General features: G+C 74.2%; 9 protein-coding genes. 5 read left to right on the plus strand and 4 right to left on the minus strand.

Annotated features, from left to right (window positions below):
* Both BMW62_RS20710 and BMW62_RS20715 read left to right on the plus strand, forming a co-directional pair.
* Positions 1-981 (plus strand): sigma-70 family RNA polymerase sigma factor, encoded by a 981-nt coding sequence (locus BMW62_RS20710; RefSeq protein WP_091935205.1) that lies wholly within the window; start codon positions 1-3, stop codon positions 979-981.
* Between the two features lie 100 nt (positions 982-1,081).
* Entirely contained in the window at positions 1,082-1,447 is a 366-nt protein-coding gene (locus BMW62_RS20715) for a hypothetical protein (protein ID WP_091935208.1), read from the plus strand.
* Between the two features lie 13 nt (positions 1,448-1,460).
* Here BMW62_RS20715 and BMW62_RS20720 read toward each other — a convergent pair whose 3' ends face one another.
* The gene (locus BMW62_RS20720) at positions 1,461-3,008 is read right to left on the minus strand and encodes an MFS transporter (protein WP_091935211.1); all 1,548 of its coding nucleotides are present in this window, start codon (positions 3,006-3,008) and stop codon (positions 1,461-1,463) included.
* A 134-nt stretch (positions 3,009-3,142) separates the two neighbouring features.
* On the opposite strand from BMW62_RS20720, the gene BMW62_RS20725 reads away from it, so the two are divergent.
* Both BMW62_RS20725 and helR read left to right on the plus strand, forming a co-directional pair.
* On the plus strand, positions 3,143-5,182 hold the full coding sequence (locus BMW62_RS20725) for a cation:proton antiporter domain-containing protein (protein WP_091935214.1): 2,040 nt from the start codon (positions 3,143-3,145) through the stop codon (positions 5,180-5,182).
* A 139-nt stretch (positions 5,183-5,321) separates the two neighbouring features.
* Positions 5,322-7,466 (plus strand): RNA polymerase recycling motor ATPase HelR, encoded by a 2,145-nt coding sequence (gene helR / locus BMW62_RS20730; RefSeq protein WP_091935216.1) that lies wholly within the window; start codon positions 5,322-5,324, stop codon positions 7,464-7,466.
* Positions 7,467-7,559: 93 nt separating this feature from the next.
* On the opposite strand, the gene BMW62_RS20735 is transcribed toward helR, so the two are convergent.
* Positions 7,560-8,507 (minus strand): DUF4349 domain-containing protein, encoded by a 948-nt coding sequence (locus BMW62_RS20735; protein ID WP_170852498.1) that lies wholly within the window; start codon positions 8,505-8,507, stop codon positions 7,560-7,562.
* Positions 8,508-9,077: 570 nt separating this feature from the next.
* Here BMW62_RS20735 and BMW62_RS20740 point away from each other — a divergent pair.
* Entirely contained in the window at positions 9,078-14,447 is a 5,370-nt protein-coding gene (locus tag BMW62_RS20740) for a LamG-like jellyroll fold domain-containing protein (RefSeq protein WP_211435218.1), read from the plus strand.
* A gap of 278 nt (positions 14,448-14,725) precedes the next feature.
* On the opposite strand, the gene BMW62_RS20745 is transcribed toward BMW62_RS20740, so the two are convergent.
* Positions 14,726-14,953 carry a tautomerase family protein gene (locus BMW62_RS20745; protein ID WP_091935224.1) on the minus strand — a complete coding sequence of 76 codons (228 nt, stop codon included), beginning with the start codon at positions 14,951-14,953 and terminating at the stop codon, positions 14,726-14,728.
* 29 nt (positions 14,954-14,982) lie between these two features.
* Positions 14,983-15,798 (minus strand): IclR family transcriptional regulator, encoded by an 816-nt coding sequence (locus BMW62_RS20750; RefSeq protein WP_211435219.1) that lies wholly within the window; start codon positions 15,796-15,798, stop codon positions 14,983-14,985.
* Between the last annotated feature and the right edge of the window lie 12 nt (positions 15,799-15,810).

Below are 15,810 nucleotides of genomic sequence, written 5' to 3' on the forward strand. Positions count from 1 at the left end.
GTGACCAGTGCCGTCATCGGTCCCGCGGAACAGCTCGACCCGCGGCTGCTCGAGCACCGCCGCGAGCTCACCGGCTACTGCTACCGCATGCTCGGCTCGGTGTTCGACGCCGAGGACGCGGTGCAGGAGACGCTCGTCCGCGCCTGGCGCGGGCTGTCGGACTTCGAGGGCAGGTCGGCGCTGCGCTCGTGGCTCTACCGCATCGCCACGAACGTCTGCCTCGACCAGCTCGCCGGCCGGCAGCGCCGGGCCCTGCCGATGGACCTGGCCGGCTCCCCGTACCCGCCTGTCCCCGCGTCGCTGGCCGGGCGGCGGCCGACGACGGCGTGGGTCGAGCCGGTGCTCGACCGCCAGGTCCTCCCCGAGGACGGTGACCCGGCCGACCGGGCGGTAGCCCGGGAGTCGGTGCGGCTGGCGTTCGTCGCCGCCCTGCAGCACCTGCCGCCCAAGCAGCGGGCGGTGCTGATCCTGCGCGAGGTGCTGCGGTGGAAGGCCGACGAGGTCGCCGAACTGCTCGGCACCACGGTCGCCTCGGTCAACAGCGCGCTGCAGCGGGCCCGGGCGACGCTGGCCGACGTCGGCGGTCGCCCCGCGCCGCGCACCCTGGACGACGAGGCCCGCGCGCTGCTGGCCCGCTACCTGGACGCCTTCGAGCGCTACGACATCGACGCCTTCGTGCAGCTGCTGCACGAGGACGCGACCCAGCACATGCCGCCGTTCGAGATGTGGCTGCGCGGCCGGGAGGACATCGGCACCTGGATGACCGGCCCCGGCGCGGGGTGCCGCGGCTCGCGGCTCATCCAGACCTCGGCCAACGGCACCCCCGCCGTGGCGCAGTACCGGCCGGCCGAGGGTGGTGGTCACGTGCCGTGGGGCCTGCACGTGCTGGAGATCGAGGACGGCCGGATCGCCCACATCTCCAGCTTCCTGAACCTCGACTGCGAGCTGTTCGCCGCCCTGGGGCTGCCGACGGAGCTGTAGGCCGGGCAGGCGGCACGGCCCGGCAGCTCCCGCGGGCCCCGGGGCGGAGGCGGTGCGCACCCCGCTTGACCGGGTCGGCGCGCCACGCCAGCCTGTGGAGATGACGGCACTGGTGATGCCCGTGCACGGGCGATGGACGTGGGATGCGCGCGGGGAGGGCCGGGCGGTCCGGGTCTCGACGCACGTCGAGGCGGGGCTGCTCAACCTCAGCCTCTGGCGCGGGGAGACGTGCGTCGGCACGGCGCGGCTGGCGCCCGAGGACGTCGCGCAGCTGGTCACCGGGCTGACCGACGGGCTCAGCGCGCTCGCCGCCCGCCCGCGGGTGCTCGCCCCGGACGCGGGGCGGGTGGCGGAGCTGGAGACCCGGCTGGCGCGCCTGGAGCAGCGGCGCGAGCCGCTGTGGCGCCGTGCCGCCGACGCCGCCGGCGGCTGGGCGGTGCGGAAGGCCGCACGCCGGCCCCGCTGATTGGCCGTGGCGGTCAGGACGAGGCGGGACGGCCGCCGGGGGCCGGGGCGTCGTCCCGGGGGTGCACGGCCGGGCCGGTAACCGGGCAGTGCGGGCACTCCTCGATCCGGACGCGCCCGGAGCCGGACGGCTGCACCGGGGCCTCGGGAGCGTCGTCAGCGAGTGGCCGGCGCACGTACAGGACGGCCAGCAGGGCACCGGCGGCGAGCAGGCCGGCCAGGATGAGCATCGCCGTGCGGAAGCCGTCGGCGAACGCCTCCGGGTCGGTGTAGTCGTCCCCGCCGATCCCGGCGGCCACCGGGACGACCGCCACCGCGAGCAGCCCGGCCGCCCGCGCCACGGCGTTGTTGACCCCCGAGGCGAGGCCGGCGTAGCGGTCGGCGGCGGAGTCCAGCACCGTCGCCGTGAGCGGGGCGACCAGCAGCGTCAGCCCCGCGCCGAAGAGCAGCGCCGCGGGGAGCACGTCGAGCAGGTAGGAGGCGTCCGGGCCGATCCGGAGCATGAGCAGCACCCCGGCCGCCGCGACCAGCGGTCCGCCGGTGAGCAGGGAGCGCGGCCCGATCCGCTGGGCCAGCGCCCCCACCCGGGCGGAGAACAGCAGCATGAGCGCGGTGACCGGCAGCAGCGCGGTCCCGGCCAGCAGCGGGCTGAAGCCGGAGACCACCTGCAGGTGCAGCACGAGCAGCACGAACAGCGCCCCGAGGGCGGCGTAGACGAAGAGCGTGACGCCGTTGGCCGCGCTGAACTGCCGCTCCGCGAACAGCGACGGCGGGACGAGGGGGTGCCGCGACCGGCGCTCGACCTGCACGAAGGCGCCCAGGGCGACGGCCCCCGCCGCGCCCCACAGCCAGGTGGTGGCGCCCGCGCCGCCCTCCCCGGCGGCGGTCAGCGCGTAGGTCAGCGCACCGAGCCCCACGGCGACCAGCGCCGTCCCGGCCCAGTCCAGCTGCGGCGCGGCCGACGGATCACGCGACTCGGGCACGTGCCGCACGGCGACGAGGACGACCAGCGCCGCCAGGGGCAGGTTGATCAGGAAGACCGCCCGCCAGCTCCACTCGACCAGCCAGCCACCGACGAACGGCCCGACGGCGGCGGCGACCCCGGAGAGCCCGGACCAGGCGCCCACCGCGGCGGCCCGGTCGGGGCCGGAGAACGAGGCGGAGATGATCGCCAGGCTGCCGGGCGTCAGCAGCGCCCCGCCGATGCCCTGCAGAGCGCGGGCCGCCACGAGCGTCTCGATGTTCGGCGCCAGCCCGCACAGCAGCGAGGCGAGGGCGAACCAGCAGACGCCGACCACGAAGAGCCGCCGGCGCCCGTAGCGATCGCTGAGCGAGCCGCCCAGCAGGATGAGCGCGGCCAGCGTGAGCGTGTAGGCGTTGACCGTCCACTGCAGCCCGGCGAAGTCCGCCCCGAGGTCGGACCCGATCCGCTCCAGGGCGACGTTGACGACCGTCGCGTCCAGCATCGCGACGCCCGAGCCGAGCACGGTCGCGAGCAGCACCCAGCGTCCCTGGGCGGTGCCCATCCGCAGGCCCGTGCCGACCGGAGGTGGTGCGGTCATGCGTGGTCCTCCTCCGCCGGCTGCCGACAGCATCGGTTCGTCGCCCGCCGCTGTCCAACGCCCGCGGTGGCCAGGGATTCCTCCGGCCGTCCGCTGCCGTGGGAACCGTCGCCGGCGGCGCGCATGATGTCGGCATGTCGCCCCAGGCAGACCTCGTCACCGCGGCCGGCGAGGTGCCGGGCTACCTCGGGCCCACCGCGGCCCTCGTGGTGGCCGCGGCGGTCATCGGCTACCTGACGGCCCGCGCCCGGGTGGTGCCGATCGTCGGGTTCCTGGTGGCGGGGGTCCTGATCGGCCCGGCGCAGTTCGGCGTCGTCGACAGCAGCGAGGCGGTGGAGGCGGCCGCGGACATCGGCGTGATACTCCTCCTGTTCACCATCGGGATCGAGTTCTCGCTGGAGCGGCTGGCGCGGGTGTGGACGTGGATCGCCGTCGCCGGTGGGCTGCAGCTGGTCCTCGCCACCGGCGCCGGGCTCGGCGTGACGCTGGCGCTGGGCGGCGGGTGGCGGGACGGGTTGTTCACCGGCTTCCTGCTGGCCCTGTCGTCCACGGCGATCGTGCTGAAGCTGCTGGGGGAGCGGCGGGAGAACTCCGCCGTCCGGGGCCGCCTGGCGCTGGCCGTGCTGATCGCCCAGGACCTCGCGGTGGTGGCGATGGTGCTGGTCGTGCCGCTGCTCGGCCCGACCGCCGAGGGCGGGGGCTCGGGCGGCGGCGCGCTGCTGTGGGCCGTGCTGACCGCGGTGGGGGTCATCGTCGCCGTGCTCGTGCTCGCCCGCCGGGTGATGCCCACGGTGCTGGACGTGGTCGCCCGCACCTGCTCGCCCGAGGTGTTCCTGCTCGCGATCGTGGCCGTCTGCTTCGGCACCGCCTACCTGACGGCGCTCGCCGGGGTGAGCGTGTCGCTCGGGGCCTTCCTCGCCGGGCTGGTGGTGAGCGAGAGCCGGGCCAGCACCCAGGCCCTCGCCGAGGTGCTGCCGCTGCAGATCGTGTTCAGCGCGGTCTTCTTCGTCTCGGTCGGCATGCTGCTCGACGTCGGCTTCATGCTCGCCAACCTGCCGCTCGTGCTGGGTGCGGCCGCCGGTGCGCTGGTGCTCAAGACGCTGACCACCGCCGTCGCCGCGACCGCCGTCGGCATCCGGCTGCGCACCGCGGCCGCGACCGGGTTGCTGCTGGCGCAGGTCGGCGAGTTCTCCTTCGTGCTGCTCACCGTGGGCACCGCGGCCGGGCTCGCGCCGCTCGGGCTGGCCGACGACGGCGCCCAGGTCGTCGTCGCCGCCACGGTGCTGCTCATGCTGGCCACCCCACAGCTGGCCGCGGCGGCGGCGCGGCTCGACCGCTCGCGTGGCGCCGCCGCCGGTCCCGTGTCCGCGGACGAGGACGGCGCGCACCGCGACCACGTCGCGATCATCGGGTGGGGGCCCACCGCGCTCGAGCTCGCGGGCACGCTGCGCGACCGGGGGGTGGGCGTGGTGATGACGACGCTGAACCCCGACGGGGCGGCGCAGGCGGAGGCCGACGGGCACACCGTGGTGCGGGGCGACCCGACCAAGGGGGAGGTCCTGCGGGTGGCCGGGGTCCCCGCCGCCCGCGTCGCCGTCGTCGCCGAGGACGACCCGGAGCAGGCGGTGCGGGTCGTCGCCGCCGCGCGGGCCGTGACGACGGCGCCCATCGTGGCGCGCCCGCTGGGTGCCGTCGACGTCGTCGAGCTTGCGGACGCGGGCGCCGACCACGTGCTGGACCGCGACCGGATCTCCGGGCACGCGCTGGAGCGTGCGGTCCTCGCCGAGCTGGGGCACCGCGTGGCCCACCCGGACCGGGGGCGGACCGTCGTCGACACGACCCGGGTGGTCCGCTACGCGTGGCCGGACGGCAGCGGCTGCGGGCACGGGGACAGCTCCCGGCCGGTGGTTCCGTGGGCGCACGGCTGCGTGGGCTGCCTGCGGGAGGGCACCGAGTGGGTGCACCTGCGTACCTGCTTGAGCTGCGGGTACGTCGGCTGCTGCGACTCCTCGCCGCGCCGGCACGCGCGGCTGCACGCCGCCGCGGACGACCACCCGCTCGTCGCCTCGGCCGAGCCGGGGGAGAGCTGGGCCTACTGCTTCGTCGACGACGTGACGGTGCCGGCCCCGGGTGGGGCCGCGCCGGAGGCGGAGACCTCGGCTGCGCAGCAGTGACGTGTCCTCGTCCCACTCGAACGTATAGCGCACCCCGGGGCTTGCGGCAAGGCCCCCGTCGGGCCGCACACTCGCCCGCCGGGGCCGGCTGACCGCGCGCGGACGGGCGCGGCGGCGGCCCCGGATCGGAGCCGCTGCCGTGCCCGTGTCCACCCGTGCCTTCGACCTCCCCCCGCAGCTCGCCGCCAAGGCCGAACCCGCGCTGATCGCGGCCGATGAGCAGCACTTCACCCTGATCGCCGACAGCCTCGCGCGGTCGATCGCCGAGCTCACCGAGCGGCTGGCCGCCGAGCGCGCCGGACCCGGCGGCACCGGCCAGGCGGCGCTGGACCGCGACCTGGAGGTGCACCGGCTCGCCACCCGGCTGCGCACCCTGCGCCGGTTCGGCCTGGACCTGTGCCTGGGCCGCATCGTGCCTGCCGACGGAGGGGAGCCGGTGCGCGTCGGGCGCCTGGGTCTCACCGACGGCGCCGGCCGCCGGCTGCTCGTCGACTGGCGGTCGCCGGCGGCGGAGCCGTTCTTCGCCGCGACCCACGCCGACCCGATGGGCCTGGTCAGCCGCCGCCGCTACCGCTGGACCCGCGGCCGGATCACCGACTACTGGGACGAGGTCTTCACGCCGGACGGGCTCGAGGGGCACGCCGCCCTCGACGACCAGTCGGCCTTCCTCGCCAGCCTCGGCGGCAACCGGTCGGCCCGGATGCGCGACGTGCTCGGCACCATCCAGGCCGACCAGGACGCAATCATCCGCGCCGGCTCGCGCGGGGCCCTCGTCGTCGACGGCGGGCCGGGCACCGGCAAGACCGTCGTCGCCCTGCACCGCGCCGCCTACCTGCTCTACTCCGACCCGCGCCTGGGGCACTGCGGGGGCGGCGTCCTGTTCGTCGGCCCGCACGAGCCCTACCTGGCCTACGTCGCCGACGTCCTGCCCGGCCTGGGGGAGGAGGGCGTGCGCACCTGCACGCTGCGCGACCTGGTGCCCGAGGGCGCCGGTGCGCTCCCCGAGGCCGACCCGGACGTGGCCCGGCTGAAGGCGTCGGTGGGGATGGTGGCGGCGATCGAGGCGGCCGTCCGGTTCTACGAGGAGCCGCCGGCCCGGGGGACGACGGTGACGACGCCGTGGGACGACGTCCGGCTGACCGCCGAGGACTGGGCCGAGGCGTTCGACGCCGCCGAGCCCGGTACCCCGCACAACGAGGCGCGCGAGCAGGTGTGGGAGACGCTGCTGGAGATCGTGGTCGATGCGCACGACGCCGACGTGGAGCCCGACCTGATCCGCGCCGCGGCGGGGCAGGACCGGGAGCTGCGGACGGCGTTCGACCGCGCCTGGCCGCTGCTCGACCCGGACGACCTCGTCGGCGACCTGTGGTCGGTGCCCGCCTACCTGCGGCGGTGCGCGCCGGGGCTCGCGCCCGACGAGGTGCGGCGGCTGCAGCGCAGCGACCCCCGGGCGTGGACGGTGGCCGACCTGCCGCTGCTGGACGCGGCGCGGATGCGGCTGGGCGACGCGGGGGCGGTGCGGCGCAGGCAGCGGGAGGCCGCCGTCGTGGCGCGGGAACGCGAGCGCATGTCCGCGGTGATCGACGAGCTGATCGCGGCCGACGACTCCGAGCTGCTGCTGATGACCAGCCTGCGGCACGGCGACCTGCGCGACGCCCTCGTGGACCAGGACGCGCTGCCCGCGGTCGACGCCGACCCGCTGGCCGGGACGTTCGCGCACGTCGTCGTCGACGAGGCGCAGGAGCTCACCGACGCGGAGTGGCAGGTGCTGCTGCGCCGCTGCCCGTCGCGGAGCTTCACCGTGGTGGGCGACCGGGCGCAGGCACGGCGCGGCTTCCCCGAGCCGTGGGCCGAGCGGCTGCACCGGGTGGGGCTGACCGAGGTGCGGCAGATGTCGCTGACGGTGAACTACCGGACGCCGGCGGAGGTGGTGGCCGCGGCCGAGCCGGTGATCCGCGCGGTGCTGCCGGACGCCAACGTGCCGACGTCGGTCCGCAGCACGGGGGTGCCGGTGGCGCACGGCTCCGTCGCGGAGCTGGGCGCGGTCGTCGACGGCTGGCTGGCCGGGCACGCGGAGGGCATTGGCTGCGTGATCGGGGCGCCGTCGTTCGCGGAGCGGCCCCGCGTGCGGTCGCTGACTCCGTCGCTGGCCAAGGGGCTGGAGTTCGACCTCGTCGTCCTCGTGGATCCCGAGTCGTTCGGGGCGGGCGTCGGGGGAGCGGTGGACCGCTACGTGGCGATGACGCGGGCGACCCAGCAGCTCGTCGTCCTCACGAGCCGGTGAGGTCTCAACCTTGGTGCGCAGCAAAGGCAGGTCCAGCCGCGCCACCGGACGTCCAGCCGCGTCAGGGCGCGACCAGACGTCCGGCGGAGCGGCTCAACCCTCGGGCGCCGCCGCCGGAGGCGGGGCCGCGGCCCGCCGCCGTGCCCGGCGAAGCGGCACCACGACCGCGACGGCGACCAGCGCGGCGAGCACGAGCCACGGCAGGACGACGCCGAGCACCACGACGGCCCCGCCCGCGACCGCGACCAGGGACCGCCACCCGGTGGCGAGCCCGTCGAGGAAGCCGTCCGGCCCGCCGGCCGGGGCCACGCCGAAGGGCTCCAGGTGCACCCGGAGCGTCGACAGCTCCACCTGGTCGGCGAGGGTGGCCCGTCGGGACTGCAGCGATTCGAGCTCCTGCTGCCGCTGGGAGAGCGCCTGCTCCGCCTCCAGCAGCGCCTCGGTGGTGGCGGCGTCGTCCATGAGGGCGAGCAGCCGCGCCACCGAGGCCTGCAGCGCCGTGATGCGCGCGTCGAGGTCGACGACGGTGGCGGTCACGTCGGAGCGGGACACCGAGACACTGCTGACGTCGCCGAGCTCCTCCAGGTCGGCGAGGACGCCGGTCAGCTCGTCGGCCGGTACGCGGACGACGAGGTCGGCGACCACGCCCTCGGCCCCGTCCACGCCGGAGGTGGCCTGCACGGTGCGCTCGTCGACGCGCCCGCCGACGGACTCCACGAGCTCGCTGACCTGCTGGGCGCCCTCGGCCGGGTCGTCGACGGCCACCGAGGACGTGGCGGTGGTGACCACCTGCCGGTCGTCGGCGGCCTCATCGCTCCCCGGGACTGCCGCTTCGGGGGCTACCGCACCACCGCCGGTGGCACCGTCGGCGCTGCTCGACTCGCCGCCGGAGGAGCCCGTGCAGCCGACGAGCAGGGCGAGGATCAGCGCGGCCGGGACGAAGCAGTGCTTCGCGGCGCGGGTGGGTCCATCGCCTGGTCGTCCGGCGCCGGTGCGCGATCGGGACGGCAGCCGGTCGGGCCGGGCGGGAACGGTGTCCACGACTGGATGACGGCATTGACGAGCGTCCCGGTTCCGCACCGTGTCAGGCGATCACTGGGGCGGGTGACCGGGATCGAACCGGCATGGCCAGCTCGGAAGACGGGCTGATGCCCGCCGTCTGTGTCGGTGAGCCGCTTGTTCTGGCCTCGATGCAGGCGGTCGCCGGCAGGACTGAGCGCACGCCGAGGGCGCCCATGCGCAGGCCGGTCTCCCGCTCGCCGGCGGACCAGCTGCCGACAGCATCGGCTCGTTGCTGGCCCTCTCCGACCGCGTGGGGGTGCTTGGTGTGCCCGGGTCGGCGGGCCTGCCATGCAGCGTCGCGCCGGCAGATGTCGTTCATATACATGGACAGGTTTCGGAACGAGTTCATATGTAGGGACAGAGTTCTTGACGCTGTACGCGACACGCCCCTAGCGTGCCCGCCCATAGAGGGGTCGGTCCTGACTGCCGGCTTCCTATCGAGCCCAGGGGACCTAAATGACATCGACTCATGCATCCGTCCACCGACGCGCTGATGCGCCACTCCGCCGATCGTTCGCGCTTCTCCTGTCACTGGCGCTCGCGTTCGGGATGCTCGGCATCGCATCGGCGGCCAAGGCCGTCGCGGCGCCGGTGGACGGCGTGCTCAAGATCGTTCTCTTCTACAAGCCGAACTTCCACGCCTCCCACGTGCAGGCGCGCGAAGCCGTCCGTCAGCTGGCCGCCGAGGTCGGCGCCTCGTCCGGTCAGACGGTGGAGATCCAGGAGACCGACGACGCCGGTGCCTTCACCGACGCGAACCTCGCGGACAAGGACGCGGTGGTCTTCGCGCAGACCGGGGGCATCCTCTTCGACGACGCGCAGCGCGCGGCCCTCGAGACCTTCATCCGCGGCGGTGGCGGCTACATGGGGCTGCACTACGCCGGGTGGTCGGTCGGCCAGACCGAGCACGACGTCAATCCCTTCTACGCCCGCCTCGTCGGGGCCGTCTCCGAGGGTCACCCCGAGAACCCGGCGGTCCGACCGGGTCGGGTCGTCGTGAAGGACCCGACGCACCCGCTCACGCAGAGCCTCCCTTCGGAGTTCACCCGCAGCGACGAGTGGTACGACTGGGTGGTCAACCCGGCGCCGAACGTCCGCACCCTGCTCGAGGCCGACGAGGCGTCCTACGCCACCGACGCCAGTGGCGGTCGTCAGGGCACGTCCCACCCGATCACGTGGTGCCAGGAGATCGACGCGGGACGGTCCTGGTACACGGCCATGGGTCACGAGGGCACGGCCTACGCCGAGCCGGTCATGCTCCAGCAGATGCGCCACGGCCTGGCGTACGCAGCCGGTGTCGTCGCCGCGGACTGCTCCCCGCCGGTCAAGGAGGAGGTCGGCGCCTGGAGCGGCGTCACGCCCTGGCCGCTGGTGCCGATCAACGTGGCCCTGACGTCCGACGGGCGCGTGCAGTCCTTCGGCAGCGTGTCGACCGGCTGCACCGACGGGAACCCCTACGACTGGACCGGCAACAGCTGCGTCGCGCAGGGCGGCCAGTTCGAGATCGACGTCTGGGACCCCGCGACCCCGCGCACGCTGGCGAACCTCCGCGACGGGGTGATCCCCAACACCACCTACACCGACCTGTTCTGCGCCATGCAGGTGCAGGACCCGCACCGCCACTCGACCATGACCGTCGGCGGTGACGACACCCTCGGCGACTTCAACGACCCGGTGAACGGCGCCGTCGGCGTCACCAGCTACTCCACGAACAACGGGCTGCAGACCGAGGCCCCGATGAACTACCCGCGCTGGTACCCGACGGGCACGACGATGCCGAACGGCGACATCGTCGTGCAGGGCGGCAGCGTGCGCGGCGTCGCCGGCCCCGGCGTGCACACCCCCGAGATCCGCACCGCCGACGAGGGTTCCGGCTGGCGCCCGCTCACCGGCGCGACCAGCTCGGTCGCCTACGGCGACGGCGGCGCCGACCACGCGGGCCAGGACGAGAACCGCTGGTGGTACCCGCGGGCCTTCGTGGCGCCGGGCAACGGCAACCTGTTCAACATCAGCGGCACCCAGATGTTCGAGCTCGACCCGAGCAGTGACGGCACCCTGACGCTGCGCGGCACGCTGCCGGCGTCCGTCGCCAGCCAGGGCGACCTCGGCAACCCGGTCGGCGCGACCTCCACCGCCACCATGTACCGGCCCGGCAAGATCCTCCAGGTCGGTGGCGGCTGGTGGGCCAACGGCGGCGGCCCCGACGGCGCGCGCGCCGGCTTCACCGTCGACATCGCCGGAGCCGGCGGCACGGCCGCCCCGGTCATCGCCCCGACCGAGCCGATGCGCTACCAGCGCCACTGGGCGACCTCGACCGTCCTGCCCGACGGGGACGTGCTGGTCACCGGCGGCGGCCGGGAGAACAACGGCCGCGACGACGTCGTGACCAACCCGGAGATCTGGGACCCGGAGACCGGGAAGTGGACGACCGTCGACGTGCCGCACGAGCACGCCCGGCTCTACCACTCCACCGCGCTCCTGCTGCCCGACGGGCGCGTGATGCTCGGTGGCGGCGGCACCCCCGGTCCGCGGAACTACACCGACGTCGAGTACTACTCGCCGGCCTACCTCTTCGACGGCGACGCCCCGGCTGTCCGCCCGGAGATCCTCGAGGCGCCGGAGAGCATCGGCTACGACGGGACGTTCGACATCACCACGTCCGGTGACGTCTCCCGCGTCACCCTGGTGCGCAACGGGTCGGTGACCCACGGGTTCAACAACGACCAGAACTTCCAGGACCTGGAGTTCACGCAGGGCGGTTCCGGCGCGGTCACCATCACGGCCCCGCAGGACGGCACGTACGCGCCTCCCGGTGCCTACATGCTGTTCGTCTTCGACGCCGACGGGACGCCCTCGGTCGCCTCGATCGTGACGATCGACCCCACCGTCCCGATGGACACGCGGACGCCGCAGGTCGTCGACCAGTTCGAGTACCCGCGGGTGCCCGCCGAGTGGCGGAGCGCCACCCCGCCGACCGTGGTGGACGTCGCGCCGGGCGCCGGCCGGCTGTCCCCGTGGGAGATCGTCGCCCCGGTGCAGCTGGTGCGGGCCACGGCGCCGAGCAACGGTGGTCTCGGCCACGTCGGCTACCACCTGGCCCTGGGCCCGGACGGCACCATCGAGCGCCGGATCTCCGGTCTCGACGTCGGCCGGGAGTATCGGCTCTCGCTGCGCTACGCCCGCGACAGCCGGTCGGCTGCCGGTGACGGGGACGCGACGGCGCGGGTCGCCGTCGGGTCGCTGGACGCCACGGTCACCGCGACCGCGGCGGGCAACCCGTCGCAGAGCGGCCGGGAGGTCACCTTCGGCACGTACGTCGGGACCTTCACGGCGACGGCCCGGTCGGAGATGCTCACCCTCGCCGGACCGGGTTCCGGTGCCGGCATGGTGGTCGACGACCTCGTGATCATCAGTGCCGAGCCCGGCACCGGTGACGTGCCCGTGCAGTACTCGTTCGAGGAGGGTGCCGGCACCACGGCGGCCAACACCGGTGGCGACGCGTCCGTCGGCTCGGCGATCCTCACCGGCGACACCGCGTGGTCCGAGGAGGGCGTCTACGGCACGGCCCTCGACCTGCCGGGTGGCGATCGCGCCAACGCGGTGGACCTGCCGGACGACCTGCTCCGAGGTGCGGCCGACTTCTCCACGTCGTTCTGGGTCCGTCCCGACGAGCCGCGCACGAACTGGACCGGGCTGTTCCACATCGGCAACGGGACCGACGGCTTCTTCCAGATCCAGACCGGCACCCAGGCCGACGGCCCGACCGGGCTGGCGGCCACCTTCAAGGCGCCCGGTGCCGATCTGCAGGAGCGGGTCTACGCCAGTCCGGCCACGGACCTGGTGCTCGGCCAGTGGAACCACGTCGCCTTCACGCGGAGCGGTTCGACCGGCACGCTGTACCTCAACGGTGTCGAGATCGCCGGCCGCGACGACCTGACGATCGACATGGCCGACATCGGCGCGACGGCCGACAACTGGCTCGGCCGCAACGGGTTCCCGGACGCGGCGCTGGACGGGCTCATGGACGAGGTCCGGCTCTACCGGTCCGCGCTCTCCGCAACCGACGTGGCCGCGCTGCACGCCGAGGGTTCGGCGCTGCGGACGACCACGGCGGTCTCGGTCGCCCCGGCGTCGCCCTCACCCTTCGGTGAGCCGCTGACGGTGTCGGCCGAGGTCCAGGGCCAGGACGGCCAGCCGGCCGAGGGCCGTGCCGAGCTCTGGATCGACGGGGTGCGCAACGGGGGCGCGGTGGCGCTGAGCGCCGGGACGGTCTCGTTCCCCGAGGTCGCGCTGTCCCCGGGTGACCACGGGATCGAGGTCCGGTACCTGGCCGCGGAGGGCTGGCGCGACTCCACGGGGTCGGTGACCCACGCCGTGGAGCGTCCGCCGGTGGGCGAGGGCGTCCCCGTCCACTACACCTTCGACGAGGGCGCGGGCACCGAGGCCGGCAACTCCGGCACCGACCCGTCGATCGGGCCGGCGGTGCTCTCCGGCGACACCTCCTGGACCCCGGATGGCCAGTTCGGTACCGCGGTGTCGCTGCCCGGTGGCGACTCGGCGACCCCGCACTTCGTCGACCTGCCGGACAACATCTCGGCGGGCATGGACACCGAGTTCACCATGTCCCTGTGGATCCGGCCGGACGCGCTGCCCAACTGGGTGCCGCACGTGCAGATCGGCAGCAGTACGGACAAGTTCTTCCTGCTGCAGTCCTCCACGCAGGCGAACGGGGCCACCGGCTTCGCCGCCACGTTCAAGAAGGCCGGCGTGCCGGCCCAGGAGCGGCTCGTCCTCGGTGCGGGCAACGACCTGCCCCTGAACGAGTGGACGCACGTGGTGTTCACCCAGCGCGGCTCGACCGGGAAGATCTACTTCGACGGGGAGCTGCAGGCCACGCGGACCGACTTCACCATCGACATCGGTGACATCGGGGCCGGGGGCACGACGGCCAACTTCATCGGCAACACCAGCTGGGGTGACCCGCACCTCGACGGCGTCGTCGACGACTTCCGGATGTACGGCTACGAGCTCACGGCCGAGCAGGTCCAGGAGCTCTTCCAGCCGCCGGACACCCCGAACACCGCCCCGGTCGGCGTCTCCGACGCCTACACCACCGAGGAGGGTGTGGCCCTGACCGTTCCGGCACCCGGTGTGCTCGCCAACGACACCGACGCCGACGGCGACGCACTGACGGCGATCGACGTCACGCAGCCGGTCAACGGCACGGTGACGGTGGAGGCGGACGGGTCGTTCGCCTACACCCCCGACGCCGGGTTCAGCGGCAAGGACCTCTTCACGTACGCGGCCAGCGACGGTCAGGCCGGCTCCGCACCCGTGCGGGTCAGCCTCTCCGTCGAGCGGGCTGCGCCGCCGGCGGTCACCCAGACCGTCGCCACGGCCGAGACGTTCACCTACGGCCAGCCGGGCACGGTCGTCGCGACCGTGAACCCGGGGACGGCCGAAGGGGTGATCGCCGTGCGGGAGGGGACGACGGTCATCGGGACGGCGACCCTGTCGGCGGGACAGGCCACGGTCACGCTGCCGGCGAAGTCATTGCCCCCGGGGTCGCACCTGCTGAGCGTCCGTTACGTGGGCGACGAGGACCACGCCCCCTCGGTGACGTACCTGTCGGTCGAGGTGGAGAAGGTCACCCCGACCATGACGGTGGGGGCGCCGGTGAAGAACAAGAAGAACACGACCGTCACGGTGTCCCTCACGGCCCCCGACGACATCCCGGTCACCGGGGAGGTCGACGTCACGGCCACGGGTGGCACGACGGTCACCGGAACTCTGAAGGACGGTTCGGTGGTCGTGACGCTGCCGAAGCGGACCAAGAACTCCGGGACGATGACCGTGGTCTACCGGGGTAGCGACCTGGCCGCCTCGGTGCGGCAGACGGTCAGCTACAAGGTCGGCTAGGCCCAGAGCACCCACGGGGTCCGGAGGACAGCCTCCGGGCCCCGTGGTGTCCCTCCGGCCGGTCTGCCCGGACCGGGCGCGATCGGCCGGACCAGGCCGTCGGGACGCCGGATGACACGTCGACGCCCCTGCCGCAGCTTCGGCAGGGGCGTCGACGTGCTCGCTGTCATCCGGCCCCTCGCGGCCGCCGGTGTGCCGCTACCGGCGCCGGGCCGAGACGAGACGAAGCCGGCCGGGCACTGGGCCCGGCCGGCTGGGGGACTGCTCGAGAAGTGCGGTCAGGCCCTGTCGCCGAGGGCTGCGACCACCCCGGCGCGGCTGTCGTCCTCGGAGGCGAGCACCCCGCCGTTGGCGACGATGTCGGGCGTGATCTCGGTGAAGACCATGCGGACGTCCTGGCGGCGGGCGCCGAGGATCTCCACGGCGCTGTCCGCGACGGCCTGGGCGAAGGCGCGGCGCTGTTCCACGGTACGGCCGCGGAGGAGTTCGACGGTGATGTTCGGCATGGCGGTCCCCTTCTGAGACGAGCAGGTGGTCAGTGGCTGAACGCGGCCCGGGCCTGCAGGAGCAGCGCGACGATCTCCTGCTCGCGCCCCTCGTCCAGGCGGACGACCGGCACGGAGATGCTGATCGCATCGCGGGTGCCCGCACGCTGCCGCAGGGCGACCCCGAAGCAGCGCAGGTCCGAGGCGGATTCCTCGTCGTCGATCGCGTAACCCGTGCGCCGGATCCGGTCGAGGTCCTCGAGCAGCTGCGCACGGTCGGTGATCGTCTTCGGCGTCATCGCCTCGAGCTGGGGCGGCAGGCAGGCGAGCGCCGCCTCGGGCGCCATCTCGGCGAGCAGCGCCTTGCCGAGGGCCACGGAATGGGCCGGCAGGCGCCGTCCGACGGAGGAGAAGAGCCGTAGCGGGTGCGTCGACTCCCGCTTGGCGAGATACACGACGTCGCCCCCCTCGATGCGACCGAGGTGCACCGTCTCCCCGGTCTGCTGGGCCAGCTGGTCGAGCACCGGGGCGGTCTGGCGGACGACGGCGTCGCTGTCGACGTAGGCGGAGCCGGCGAGCAGTGAGCGGACCCCGAGGCCGTACAGGGTGCCGGTGGCGTCGGTCTCCAGCCAGCCCCGCCACTGCATCGTCCGCAGCAGCGCATGCATGCTGCTCTTGGGTACCTGCAGATGAGCCGCGAGGTCTCGCAGCGTGAGAGGGCCGTCCGTGGCGAGGGCCTCCAGGACCTCGAGCACCCGGGCCGCGGACTTCACCGGCCGGAACTCGTCGCCGGTCGCGCCGACGTCGTCCGTCGGGTGATCCGTGGTCTGATCCGCTCCATCGGCCATGCCGAGCTGAGCCACCATGCCGTCCAGATT

This window comes from Blastococcus sp. DSM 46786 (genome assembly GCF_900109665.1).
GTDB classification, from domain to species: Bacteria; Actinomycetota; Actinomycetes; order Mycobacteriales; family Geodermatophilaceae; genus Blastococcus; species Blastococcus carthaginiensis.